The following is a 13,214-nucleotide window of genomic DNA, read 5'->3' on the forward strand; positions in this document are numbered from 1 at the left end:
TCCATTTTTTGATTATTTCCCTGGGAATTCGACAAATATACGACTAATTTTACTATATACCAAAACAGCTGTCAGACAATTTCTGACAGCTCAATAAAGCACCTATTTTTTATTTTCAATTACAGTAGCAGTAATTCGTTCAAACTCTTTTTGAATTTCCTCTTTATATGCATCCACTTTTGAAAAATCCATAGCAGCAATATAAATTCGTTCTAATTTATCACGAACTGATTTTGCTTTTGCTAAGAAAGACATTGCCTCATTCATTTTTGCTTTATATTGAATGGAAACGTCACGAATTTCTGTAGCATACTTCTCATCCGTCCCCGGTTTAACAATAAGAGCATACATATCTATAATCTCATCACCTTCGCGACTTGGAAAATATTCATGTGGTGCGGTACTATCAAAAATTGCAAATCCTAATTCTCTTACGATAACCATATCAAGACTATTCGGGTCAAATCCGCAATGATATACTTCAACGTCAAAACCTTTTTCTTCTGCTGCCTTCGATAACTTTTTGAGCATTGTTGATTTTCCAGAGCCCGGGCGTCCTTTTATAAAATAACGATGTGGTAACCCTTCTGTTAAATTAGGAACAAAATCAACTGCTCCTTTCGGTGTAGCAGCTCCTAAAAAACGATGTTTCACAATCGATTGTTTCTCCTTTTTATCTGCAAATAATTTCTGAATTAGCTGATCTGTTAGTTCATTTGCTTTATTAAAATCAATGTTATTAATATATATTTTCTCCCACTCATCATGTATAACTAATGCCTCTTTAAAACATCCGTAAGCAGATTTGAAAGCCTTTCCCGCTTCTGATACAAACCGTTCAATTTCTAACTTCTGCTTTCTTAATTTATCTGAGTCCCAAGCAACTCCTAAATTTATATACTCTTCAATAACTCCTGGCATTTTCGGCTCAATAACATGCGGTGATGTTCCATCAACAATTCCTACTTTTAATTTCGGAATAATCACCCCATCAACTGACTTATTATCAGAAGAACAATGCAAAAGTTCAATATCATATCCTTTTTCAACCCATTCACGACCTATTGCCTTAATTAAAGAAGATTTTCCCGTTCCTGGACCACCTTTTAAAATAAACAACCTGTCTAGCCCCTTCAAATTCTCTTCGTATAAGCTGTGAAATCCTCTAGCTGTATTTCCACCGGCATAATAATTCAATACATTCCCTGTCACTGCACTCACTCCTTCGCAACAGTCTACTTACATAAGCTACAATATGCGAGCAACTTTATTTGGGTGAACACCTAATTTGTATTGCACGAAAAAAGGAAATGAATTACAATTTAAATATCACAAACATTCCGAATTTAAAACCGAATAAACCTTTATCAAGAGAGGCAGAGGGACCGGTCCTTTGAAGCCCAGCAACCTCAGTTTATGCAAACTGAATAGGTGCTAATTCCTGCAAAATGCATTGCATTTTGGAAGATAAAACTCAACTAGTATGTAAAGCTCATCTTTCTTGATTATGAAGGATGGGCTTTTTATTATTTGAAAAAAATATATTGGAGGTATGTAAAATGAAAGTAATTGATCTATCACAAACGTTTGAAAATAATATGTCTCAATTTCCTGGAACACCAAAAATCCAACTAGAAGCCATTACAAGCGTTGAAGAAACAGGTTATCAAGTTACGAATTTTCATTCTGTCGTTCATGTTGGTACGCATTGTGATGCGCCTGCTCATTTCATTTCAGGCGCAACCACTATTGATCAATTACCCCTAAATCAATTTGTAGGCGAAGCTGTCCTTATCGATGTGACTCATGTTCAAGAGCGAAAATTACCTAAGGAAGTATTACATACTGTCGACATAAAAGAAGGCGATATTGTCATTTTCCATTCCAATCTATCTAATAAATGGAATACCGAAGCTTATGAGAAAGAAGCGTTTTATCTTTCCGAAGAATTAGCTGAAGAACTAGTTCAATTAAAAGTAAAATCTGTCGGTTTAGATTTTATTTCTCCTGATGAGGTAACGACAGAAACATCACCGATTCATCACATACTGTTAGGAAATAATATTTACTTAATTGAAAACTTAACAAACTTAGATGCCATTAAAGCGAAACGATTCTTTTTCTCAGCAGCACCTTTAAAAATTAAAAATAGTGACGGTGCTTTCGCAAGGGCATTCGCTGTTATTTTTTAAACATGGTCTACAAAAAAAGCAAAGATCACTTTTGACCTTTGCTTTTATATTTTTTATTTAAGTTAAAAAAGAATTGCTCCACCTTTGGTCGTATCCACGCTAAATAATCTTTATCTTTCTTCTTTGTACAAGCTATCTCTTCTCCATCTACCATTTCGACAAGTTCTAGCTCTAACAGTTGCCTCGTAAATGCTACCATATTTACTTCTTCTGCTGGATATTCTTCTTTTAATTTCTCCTCAATTTCTCCCAATAAAAAACCGTCACGCATCATTGCTAGTGCATCAATCCAAAGTGGCGGCATTTCATATGTCTCTCCTGTAATCGTATCTTTTACAATATAGTTCTTTTGCTCTTTTCGAAATTGAATCGTGTGTAAGCATACAGTCGAATTTAATGTTAATTCCATCATACCACCCCTTTCATCATATCCGCATAGAAAAAAGGATGCGCGTGCACCCCTTCTTTTCTTTTCATAACACTACTGAACCGTTACATGAGCTAAAAGCTCTATGTCGATATTTTCCTCCATTATAAACGAAGTTTTTTATAAAAAAAACCCTTCTTGAAACATTTTATAAAATGTTTATATTTACACAACAAGAACACTTTTCTGAAAAGTAATTTCGTCTACTGCACTACACTGTTGGTAAATAAATTTCCACTTTCGTTCCTATCCCCATACTACTTTCAATCGCGATACTCCCTTGATGTTCTTCAATAATTTTATATGTAATCATTAATCCAAGACCTGTACCATTCTCTTTTGTTGTATAAAAAGCTTTTCCGATCTTTTCTATTTTCTCATTTTCTATCCCAAGACCTTGATCTTCAACAGAAATACACAAGTTCTCTCCAGCTTTTTCATATGCCAGAATCCGAATATTCCCGCCTCCTGGCATCGATTCAATTCCATTTTTGATGATGTTTAACAACACTTGTTTTAATTGCTTATCATCACCATTTATAACGGGTAAATTTCCATCTACTTGCAAATGAAATTTCACTTTATACTGAGTCGCATAGCTTTCCATTAACTGTACAACATATAAAAGGATTTCCCCTATATTACACCATTCATAATTTGTTGGTTTCGGTTTTCCTAATAACATCAATTCACTAACAAACCCATTAATTCTCTCAATTTCTTGCAGCATAATCTCATAGCTCATCGTATCTTCAGGATTTCTTTCTTTTTGAATTTGTGTAAATCCTTTTAAAGCTGTTAATGGATTTCGAATTTCGTGAGCAATTGTTGTAGACATTGTCCCAATAACAGCTAAATTTTCCGTCTCTTTCATACTGTTCATCATCTCAACAACTGTCCTTACATAAGATTGAAATCTCTTTAATAAAGAATGCGAAATGATGAAAAAGAATATACATAATACAAGCGGAATCACAACTTTTACATCTTGTAATATCAAAGTAAAAAATACATATTTTCCAATTACACTACAGGAAACGAAATAAAAATATTTTCTGTTCACAAAAATCGGTGCAAATAGAATTAAAAATATTTCAACCATATTTCCATTTTCAAAAACACGATCACTGTGTAAATAAATCATTAAGTTATTAATAAGATCAATAAGCATGTACCCAATTAAAAATAAGTATTTCACAAAATATACATAACCTTGTTTTTGAAGATATATTGAAATAGGAAATAAAGATATTACTAATATATATACACCTATTCCCATACCACCTTCTGGCCACCCTACCCTTGCTTCATTAATATTCATAGCAGGATAAACAAAATAATAGATAACGTCATATAAAAAGAAAATAATATAGAATAATAATATAAATACTTTTAAAGCTTCTCTTTCTTCATAAATCAAGCTCTTGTATTTGTTCATATAAAAACTCCTCTTGATCAATACAAAAAAACATTTCAAGTGTTATCTCTTTAAATTATAATTATGAAATTGCTTTCAGGGCAACATGTAACCTTCTAATACTAAAAGGAAGGAAGGAGATACAGCTCCTTCCTTTTCAGTTACAATTTATATCCATCTTACCCTATCATTTAGCAATCCATCTGTAAAATTATTATGTCCTACTACAAAATCCTTCATATATAAATTTAAATATTCCCCATACTTACTTTCAGTATTTAATAATAATTCTTCTACATAATAAGCACCTTTTCCAAAAGTATCTAACAGTAAACTACATAAGCCAGCATAAATTCCACACCCTACTTGGAAGTACGTCGCATTTGTTTTATATTTTTGAAAAACTTGGCTACTATTCATTACATTATACATGTATGTCTCATTATGTTCATAAACGAGTAACACACCGACTAAATCTTCTCCTATAATATCATCTTCTACTGGATTAAATACTTTACGATTCCAACTCCATAAATCTTCCACTTTATCTAAGTTCTGTCTAATTAAGTTTGTTGTATACTCATTGATCCGATAAAGGAAACCCACTTCCATATTAAAAGATTTCCCTAAAATTAAAACTTCTTCATGTGGCATTAAGCAACCATAAAATTCTTTTTCACCTAACTTTACTTTATACTCTGAAGCATATACATCCTCATAAAAGTAAAGTGGACGATGATGACTCATATACATAGGATAACTCCATATCGCTTCATCAAGAAAACGCTCAACTGCCCATGATGCATAAAGTGTATGAGGTTTTATAAGCTCTTTATCATTCAAAAATGAATTATCATGTTCTACAATATAGCATGCTCGCGGCTTTTCATTTGGACGTTCTTTCATAAGCTCAACTGCCATCCATTGAACAACACCAGGATTCATACCTGAGCCTATAATCGCTCTTGTATTTGTAAATGTTTCTTTCTCCTTCTCAAACCTCGTATACCTTTCCGTAAGCTGAAAACCAAGTAAACTATCGTCTTGATCTACTGCCTCATTTTCCAAAGCCGAATTAATATAACAAATGCCAAGGTCATTACAACAACTCAGCAACCTAATCGTATCTGCACCTGAAACATCAATAACAACCTTCGTTCTTTTTTCCTTTAAATGATGTTTAAATTTGACTACATCTTGAAGATTTATTTCATATAAAAAAAATTGCTCTTTCAGATTTGGAAACAACTCATCATAATAACTGTTATCTTTTTGTTTCATATCCACCAAATGGAAGTTCACATTCTTTATCACTTCATAAATTGGATCTTTTTCATTTACTACCGCTTGATTCAAAATTGCTAACACTGCTTTTGCTGCTCCACCAGCACTGCCAAGTAATGTAATCGAAAACGAATTTGGAAACTGCTCCACAAACAAAACCCCTTTAATAAAGTAGTTGAGCAGCTCTTCCTCAAAAAGTGAGTTGAATACACCAAAAGGTAGCTCGTACACCTTTAGTACAAGATTGCCCCTTCAAAGATCACACATACCTATATGATATTCAATTCATTTTCCCCTCATATCCAAATCGAATTAAACAAATAGGCTCGACCTTTTCTTCCCTATATATAAAAGAAAAAGCCAGCCCTTTCAACTAGCCTACGGACAATGGACAGATTTCACATGTTGAATATTCACGTACATTTTTGCGTCACGTGCTTTTAATATTTCAATATGCCCTTCATCAATTTTCGTCATCTTTCCGATTTTATTAGATTCCTCGCCTAAATCAAACACCATAATTTTCCCTGACATTTTAATAAGCTGTTCTTCAAAAGTTCTAGCTAGAGTAATATTTAATGGATTTACGGGGAGTTCATTTTTATTGAGGGAATAAGGTACTTGGTTCTCTTTATAAGGAATTAACCACTTCAAATGCTTTAAAGATATATATACAGTTTTGTAAACAGGGCTATAAAAAACAATATAATCGTTCATCACACTTGTAACATAACCGTGTATCGGAACATTTCCTGCCACATAAATTTCTGTAAAAATCCCTTTAGATGTGATTAATACTTTTCTCAAAGAAATTGAAGGTGATTCCCTCTTAATTACAGAGTCCACACCAGGCTTTAATATTTCTTCATCATGCTCTCTTAAAAATTTATAATACTGGATATGGTATAAAGATATATATACATAGTCTTGTCCATTGTAAAGAACTACAATATCATTTCCTACATCAATTAATACACCTTTAAATCTTTTTTCACCGATTAATTTAACGTATATATTTTCTCCAATATTTTTGTTTAACTCATTCATCTATATCCTCCTTTCTATAAAATACTACTTTTCCTGCCTTCCATTTCTAAAAAAATAATCAGGGCAATGTTCTGTCTTTTAGTAGTAAGAATTTTTTTTCATATATCGCTAATAATTGTAGCGAACTATGAAATCGTTCTTCACTTCCAATCATAATGCCCCTCTTATTTATCAAACATTATTCTTCTTCATTCTTTTTACACTTAACTACTTGATTCACACTCTTAATATGATAAATAATCACGTAAATGACTTCATCACCATTTACTAGCGTAATGCATTCATCATGTACTTCACTTAATAAACCTTCCACACACTCTGGTCCACCACGATTAACCTTTATCCACTTATACTTCAGGTCACTTAATACATCTAAAAAAGTATCTTCATCAGAATAGAAACATGAACCATAGTAATCGTCACATTTTGTTTCTTTCACTTTCTTGACTAGACTCTTCACATGTTTCAACTGATAATATACTACTTCTCCATGAGGTAATTGTAGTGTAAGGTAATCTTTCCCCAACGATAAAAGTACACCTACTCGACTTTCCGGCCCGCGCAGATTTACCTTTACATTTTCACCGACTAAACCTTTAATTTGATCACAGCATAATAGACTCTCCAATTTCATATCCTCCTTTCTTATTATCTTCCTCTTCTTGATTGTCTTTGTGCACGAGCTCGACTTGAATCATTGCTACTTTCATCACTTTTCTCATCGCTCTCTCCACATACTGATTCGTTATAACTAACACTTTTAATATGAGCTAGTGCAATTAATATAACTTCCTCTTTTATAATTAACGTTACATAATCACAAGAAACGTCTTGTAAAATACCTTCAACTTTCTCTGGACCACCACGATTAATTTTTACCCAGCGGTATTTGAAGCTTTGAAGTAGCTTTTCAAAATCTTCTGCACAGTCATATTCCAACCAGCCACAATCATCTGTTACACAATCTTTCGTATTCTTTGTAATACTTTTCAGATGGCGAAGCTGATAGTAATAGCGCTCTCCTTTTTCATTCTTTAATACGAAGTAGTCCGTACACACTGATACTATTGTTCCTTTTTGAGATTCTGGTCCACCTCTGTTTACTCTTACATAAGATCCAATTAAATCTTTCAAAAAATCACAATGAAGTAAACTCACGAGAAAACCCCTTCCATTAATTTATAAGCTTTTGCACTGATAGTATATGTATCTGTACAGGTTATGTTCGCTATGTTTGTCCCCGCTATGAAAAAATATGCTTTTAACTAATAATACTAATCCCTATAAAATCTTCTTTCCCTTAAAGTAACTCTAGGATTTCGGATGACTTTTTCATCCCTTAATATAAAAAGCCCCCGTATTAAGATACATTTCTGCATATCTTAATACGGGGGCTTTTTATAAATTTAATCTTCGTCTTTAACATCCATATCTTCTGGAATTGGTTCATTTAATATTTCTTCCACTAACTGCTTATATTTCTCCATTTGTTCTAAATGTGTATTAAACTGTTCCTTATTTATTAAATATTGCTCTCCATCAAACAATGCACGAACTTTCTTTTGCTGAATTAAGTCTTCAACATACGATTTTGGTAATTTCAAATACTCCGCAGCCTCTTCTATCGTTATATACAATGTGTTCATTCCTTTATTATTTTTTCATATACATAATGTATCTTACTTTATTTTTGTAAACAAATAAAAAAGATTTTGTAAATACAAATTAAAAAGCAGGTAGATGCATTCCATATATTGTATAATACTATAGTAAGTATTTTTTAAATATAGAATGGTATTACCCATTTACACAAAGGAGAGTTAACATATGGCTACTCGTCACATCATTACAATGTTAGAAAAAACATTACGAGTTGAAACAGAAAAAACAATTTCTCATCTATCTAAGTCTTTATCCGATCGTATTCTTTCACAAAGTGCAGCAGTACATGAAAATAATTGTTATCATACGATTGGTGAATGGTACAAAAATCATTTCTTATTCCAACAAGATGATTTCCTTTGGGCTAAATACGTTTTCTATGATGCATATTGTGAAGCTATAAAAAAACAAGGCAATCTTACAAAACGCGTTCGTCAAATATTAGAATCATTAGCTCGACAACATGGAAAACAATATATTGTTTCTATACAAAATATTCCATTTCCTAATAAACAGACAAAAGGGACCGCATAATTTAATAATGGTCCGCACAAAACAACTATAGATTCATTGTTTCTTAGAAAGATTTACAAATAAAATGTTCAAGTCTTTGTATTCCCTTTTTATAGAAATACATTCATATGACATGAACTAATGAAAACGGTGTCATGAAAATGATTGAAAATATAGTAAACAGGAAAAACCCCATTTGTATCTCTCGTCCATAGAAATAGAGATGTAAATGGGGGTATACTTGTTCCTTTATTATTTCATCATCTGCTTAATCAATTCTCGATTTCTCTTCTTAAATACTTCATTATGAGAAGAAACCATTCCGTACTCACTTGCATCAGGTTGAATAAATTGTTTCGCTTTATTCACAGCGTTTCCAGCATCTTGGAATGCCCCTGCGATTAAATGCAATTTCCCTTCATGCTTTAAAATATCTCCAGCGGCATATAATCCGTCTACCGAGGACTCACTATTTGCATTCCCTGCAATATAATAATTGTCAACAATAGCAACATCTAGCTCACTATTTTCTAATAATGTTATATCGCGTTCATATCCATGATTAATAATAACTTCATCGATAGATAAATGAGAAATTTCTCCAGTTTCATGATTTGTTAATTCTATATATTCAATCGCTTCATGGTTATCACCAGCAATTAATTTTGTAATCGATGTATTAAAGAAACATTCTGCTGAACTGTTCATAAGTTGTTTTACTTGTGCTTCATGACCAGATAATTCTTCTTTTCTATATGTTAAATAAACTTTTTTTGCGATTGGTTCTAATTCGTTCGCCCAATCAATTGCGGAGTTCCCTCCGCCTGAAATAATTACCGTTTTATCTTTGAAACGTTTTAACGATTTAACTGTATAATTTAAATTTGAGACTTCGAATCTCTCAGCACCTTCAATTGATAACTTTTGTGGATTTAATATACCACTCCCAGTTGCGACGATCACTGTTTTTGAAAAATGTTCTTCCCCAGAGCTTGTTTTCAATGTAAAAATGCCATCCTGATTACGAATAATTGATTCTATTTTTGTATTCAATACAACTTCAGGCTGAAATGTTAATCCTTGTTGTACAAGTTGCTCAATTAATTTATCACCAGTAACCGGTAATAATCCGCCAATATCCCAAATCATTTTCTCCGGATAAACATGTATTTTTCCACCTAACTGTGGTTGAAATTCTATTATTTTCGTTTTCATCTCTCTTAGTCCACTATAAAAAGCTGAATAAAGCCCTGCAGGTCCTCCGCCTATCACAGTTACATCAAACAATTCTTCTTGATTCATTCGTGTCACTCCTCAGCTACTAATAATTGATTATCATTCTCAATAAAATATAACTTGTTTTTATAAATTTTACAATCAAAATCACTATTGACAATACACCTATATAAAATTATAGTATTTAAAGAATCAATAGTGATAATCATTATCAATTTGTTAATTATTAGCAACTGTGAGATTACATCTTCTTCTATTACTATGGTGAATACTATATGGTAAAATCTCAAGTTCAAGATTGTTAATAAGACTTTTGTATTACCACTAACTTTTCAAAAGATCAAAGCCAAACAATTTATTGTATATCACATATCATCTATCAAAAGGAGAAAGACGATGAAAAAATTATTCATTTCACTAACAGTTCTGTTCGTCCTTGTTATGAGTGCTTGTAGCAATGGTTCAACAGACAAGAAGAACGACGCAAAAGGTAAGAAATCAGAAACAATTACATACCAATCTGAAAATGGTAAAGTTGAAGTTCCAGCAAATCCACAACGTGTTGTTGTCCTATCATCATTCGCTGGTAACGTAATGTCATTAGGTGTAAATCTTGTTGGGGTAGATTCATGGTCTAAACAAAACCCACGTTTCGATAGCAAACTGAAAAATGTCGCTGAAGTATCAGATGAGAATGTTGAAAAGATTGCTGAATTAAATCCAGATTTAATCATTGGTTTATCAAATATTAAAAATGTTGATAAGTTAAAGAAAATCGCTCCTACTGTAACATACACTTACGGAAAAGTTGATTACTTAACACAACACTTAGAAATCGGTAAATTATTAAATAAAGAAAAAGAAGCAAAAACTTGGGTTGATGATTTCAAGAAACGCGCACAAACAGCTGGAAAAGACATTAAAGCGAAGATTGGTGAAGATGCAACCGTTTCTGTTGTTGAAAACTTCAACAAACAGCTTTACGTATACGGCGAAAACTGGGGCCGCGGAACAGAAATTCTTTACCAAGAAATGAAATTAAAAATGCCTGAAAAAGTAAAAGAAAAAGCTTTAAAAGAAGGATACTACGCATTATCTACTGAGGTATTACCTGAGTTTGCTGGTGATTACTTAATCGTAAGTAAAAACAAAGATACTGATAACTCATTCCAAGAGACAGAATCATATAAAAACATTCCAGCAGTAAAAAATAATCGTGTATATGAAGCAAACATGATGGAATTCTATTTCAATGATCCACTTACATTAGATTTCCAACTAGACTTCTTCAAGAAGAGCTTTCTTGGTCAATAATACAAACATGAGGAATTCTTAATTTAAGAATTCCTCTTCCTTTATTCTATGAAAAGAAAAGATGTGAAACGAATGAAAAAAGAGCAAGACAACCTACGTTCCAACGCTTTTACATACAAATTAATTTTGAGTATCATTGCATTCTTTCTTATTTTTATGTTTGCAATGGTGTTAGGCGCTGCAGATACTTCTATAAAAGACGTATGGTTAGCACTTACTTCCTCTGCTAAAGGAGATAAACTATCCATCCTTCGTGAAATACGTTTACCACGTGAAGTTGCTGCTATTTTTGTAGGAGCTGGACTCGCTGTTTCTGGTGCAATTATGCAAGGATTAACGCGAAACCCACTTGCCGATCCTGGATTACTTGGCCTAACTGGTGGCGCAAATGCTGCACTTGCACTAACACTTGCCTTCAATCCTTCTATAAGCTACCTTTACTTAACACTAGCTTGCTTTATCGGTGCTGCAATTGGCGCTATTATGGTATTTGGAATTGGCATGGTGAAAAAGGGCGGACTTTCCCCTCTTCGAATTGTATTAGCTGGTGCTGCTGTTTCAGCATTTCTACTTGCAATCTCAGAAGGTGTTGGCATTTACTTTAAAATTTCACAAGATGTATCAATGTGGACGGCTGGGGGCGTAATTGGAACGAGTTGGAGCCAATTAAAAATTATTATTCCGGTTATTTCAATAAGTATATTTATCGCTATCTTACTTGCAAAGAAATTAACAGTTCTTAGTTTCAGTGAAGAAGTTGCCGTTGGACTCGGTCAAAAAATAATCGTTATTAAAACGATTTTATTTATCATTATTATCTTGCTTGCTGGTGCTTCTGTAGCACTTGTCGGAAACATGGCATTTATCGGCCTTATGGTACCCCATATGGTTCGTCCAATCGTTGGACCAGATTACCGTTTTGTTATACCGATGTCAGCGATTGCTGGTGCTTCCTTTATGCTGCTCGCAGACACAATCGGACGTACAATTAACGCTCCGTATGAAACACCAGTTGCTGCAATCGTCGCAATTGTAGGATTACCATTCTTCCTATTTATTGTACGTAAAGGAGGAAGAACTTTCTCATGATGCAATCTATTCTAAAGAAACAACGCCTTATCATACTTGCATTACTCATACTTACCATCACAACAATTGTAATTGGAATGGGACTCGGTTCTGCCGCTCTCTCCTATGACAGATTAATCCCAACACTTATGGGACAAGGTACATTTAAAGAAGAATTCGTTTTATATTCTTTAAGGCTACCTAGAATCGTCATTACATTATTAGCCGGTATGGCACTCGCTTTATCAGGTGCTATATTACAAGGTATTACCCGAAACGATTTAGCTGAACCTGGTATTCTCGGCATTAACGCTGGTGCTGGTGTTGCAGTTTCTGTTTTCTTTCTATATTTCCCGATAGACGTAGGTTCATTTCTTTACCTACTACCAGTCGTTGGATTTATCGGTGCGTTTCTAACAGCTGTTCTAATTTACGTATTTTCATATAGCAAATCCACAGGCCTTCAGCCAATAAGATTAACATTAACCGGCATCGGTTTTTCCTTTGCACTATCTGGCGCGATGATTGTACTTATTTCATCTGCAGATCGTATGAAAGTAGACTTTATCGCTAAATGGATTGCCGGAAACATTTGGGGAGATGACTGGACATTTGTTTTAGCAATGCTTCCATGGCTAATCGTATTGATCCCATTTGTCTTCTATAAAGCAAATCGATTAAATATACTAGCATTAAACGAACCAGTAGCAATCGGTGTTGGAATTGAAATTGAAAAAGAACGAAGATACTTATTAATCGCAGCCGTTGCACTTGCTGCCGCTGCTGTTTCCGTAACAGGAGGCATTAGCTTTATCGGACTTATGGCTCCTCACATCGCCAAATCTTTAGTAGGTCCAAGGCATCAAATATTCATCCCTATCGCCGTTTTAATCGGCGGATGGTTATTACTACTAGCGGATACAATTGGACGAAATATCGTCGAACCTAGCGGTATTCCAGCTGGTATTGTCGTTGCTTTAATTGGTGCACCTTACTTTATGTATTTGTTGCTTAAGAAAGTGTAAGAAACACCCTCAAGATTTTTTCTTGAGGG

At 33.6% G+C, this 13,214-nt stretch carries 14 protein-coding genes and 1 riboswitch; of the genes, 5 read left to right on the plus strand and 9 right to left on the minus strand.

The features are described 5' to 3' along the window. Window positions 1–102: 102 nt before the first annotated feature. The gene (locus DET63_RS23465) at window positions 103–1,212 is read right to left on the minus strand and encodes a PRK06851 family protein (RefSeq protein WP_113938006.1); all 1,110 of its coding nucleotides are present in this window, start codon (window positions 1,210–1,212) and stop codon (window positions 103–105) included. Between the two features lie 149 nt (window positions 1,213–1,361). Then, window positions 1,362–1,474, plus strand: a riboswitch (SAM riboswitch). 85 nt (window positions 1,475–1,559) lie between these two features. Between DET63_RS23465 and DET63_RS23470 the strand changes: the two genes are divergently transcribed. Continuing rightward, window positions 1,560–2,192 (plus strand): cyclase family protein, encoded by a 633-nt coding sequence (locus DET63_RS23470; RefSeq protein WP_002091277.1) that lies wholly within the window; start codon window positions 1,560–1,562, stop codon window positions 2,190–2,192. A gap of 25 nt (window positions 2,193–2,217) precedes the next feature. Here DET63_RS23470 and DET63_RS23475 read toward each other — a convergent pair whose 3' ends face one another. From DET63_RS23475 to DET63_RS23505, 7 genes are all read right to left on the minus strand, one after another. Then, window positions 2,218–2,601, minus strand: a complete 384-nt coding sequence (locus DET63_RS23475) for a hypothetical protein (protein WP_033715352.1) — start codon at window positions 2,599–2,601, stop codon at window positions 2,218–2,220. A gap of 229 nt (window positions 2,602–2,830) precedes the next feature. Beyond that, complete coding sequence (locus DET63_RS23480) at window positions 2,831–4,057, minus strand: ATP-binding protein (protein ID WP_113938007.1); 1,227 nt, start codon at window positions 4,055–4,057, stop codon at window positions 2,831–2,833. A gap of 147 nt (window positions 4,058–4,204) precedes the next feature. Continuing rightward, window positions 4,205–5,470 carry an S-adenosylmethionine decarboxylase related protein gene (locus tag DET63_RS23485; protein ID WP_113938008.1) on the minus strand — a complete coding sequence of 422 codons (1,266 nt, stop codon included), beginning with the start codon at window positions 5,468–5,470 and terminating at the stop codon, window positions 4,205–4,207. A gap of 228 nt (window positions 5,471–5,698) precedes the next feature. Then, window positions 5,699–6,367, minus strand: coding sequence for an LSm family protein (locus DET63_RS23490; RefSeq protein ID WP_002016710.1), 669 nt, complete (start codon window positions 6,365–6,367; stop codon window positions 5,699–5,701). 178 nt (window positions 6,368–6,545) lie between these two features. Further along, window positions 6,546–6,995: a spore coat protein gene (locus DET63_RS23495; RefSeq protein WP_113938009.1), complete on the minus strand. Its 450-nt coding sequence runs from the start codon at window positions 6,993–6,995 to the stop codon at window positions 6,546–6,548. 20 nt (window positions 6,996–7,015) lie between these two features. Beyond that, entirely contained in the window at window positions 7,016–7,525 is a 510-nt protein-coding gene (locus tag DET63_RS23500; protein ID WP_113938010.1) for a spore coat protein, read from the minus strand. 248 nt (window positions 7,526–7,773) lie between these two features. Beyond that, the gene (locus tag DET63_RS23505; protein ID WP_002010190.1) at window positions 7,774–8,013 is read right to left on the minus strand and encodes a helix-turn-helix domain-containing protein; all 240 of its coding nucleotides are present in this window, start codon (window positions 8,011–8,013) and stop codon (window positions 7,774–7,776) included. Between the two features lie 181 nt (window positions 8,014–8,194). Between DET63_RS23505 and DET63_RS23510 the strand changes: the two genes are divergently transcribed. Then, on the plus strand, window positions 8,195–8,563 hold the full coding sequence (locus tag DET63_RS23510) for a hypothetical protein (protein WP_113938011.1): 369 nt from the start codon (window positions 8,195–8,197) through the stop codon (window positions 8,561–8,563). A gap of 231 nt (window positions 8,564–8,794) precedes the next feature. Here the strand turns inward: DET63_RS23510 and DET63_RS23520 are convergent, their stop codons facing one another. Then, window positions 8,795–9,844 carry an NAD(P)/FAD-dependent oxidoreductase gene (locus DET63_RS23520; protein WP_113938012.1) on the minus strand — a complete coding sequence of 350 codons (1,050 nt, stop codon included), beginning with the start codon at window positions 9,842–9,844 and terminating at the stop codon, window positions 8,795–8,797. A 330-nt stretch (window positions 9,845–10,174) separates the two neighbouring features. Here DET63_RS23520 and DET63_RS23530 point away from each other — a divergent pair, with 330 nt between their 5' ends. From DET63_RS23530 to DET63_RS23540, 3 genes are read left to right on the plus strand one after another with little or no spacing between them, the layout of a single operon-like run. Further along, the gene (locus DET63_RS23530) at window positions 10,175–11,092 is read left to right on the plus strand and encodes an iron-hydroxamate ABC transporter substrate-binding protein (protein WP_000732562.1); all 918 of its coding nucleotides are present in this window, start codon (window positions 10,175–10,177) and stop codon (window positions 11,090–11,092) included. Between the two features lie 48 nt (window positions 11,093–11,140). Further along, a complete protein-coding gene (locus tag DET63_RS23535) occupies window positions 11,141–12,181 on the plus strand; it encodes a FecCD family ABC transporter permease (protein ID WP_002091286.1) in 1,041 nt (346 codons plus the stop codon). After that, window positions 12,178–13,185 (plus strand): FecCD family ABC transporter permease, encoded by a 1,008-nt coding sequence (locus DET63_RS23540; RefSeq protein ID WP_044444293.1) that lies wholly within the window; start codon window positions 12,178–12,180, stop codon window positions 13,183–13,185. The genes DET63_RS23535 and DET63_RS23540 overlap by 4 nt, the downstream gene beginning before the upstream one ends. Window positions 13,186–13,214 lie beyond the last annotated feature (29 nt).

Source organism: Bacillus sp. DB-2 (assembly GCF_003315125.1).
GTDB lineage: Bacteria > Bacillota > Bacilli > Bacillales > Bacillaceae_G > Bacillus_A > Bacillus_A mycoides.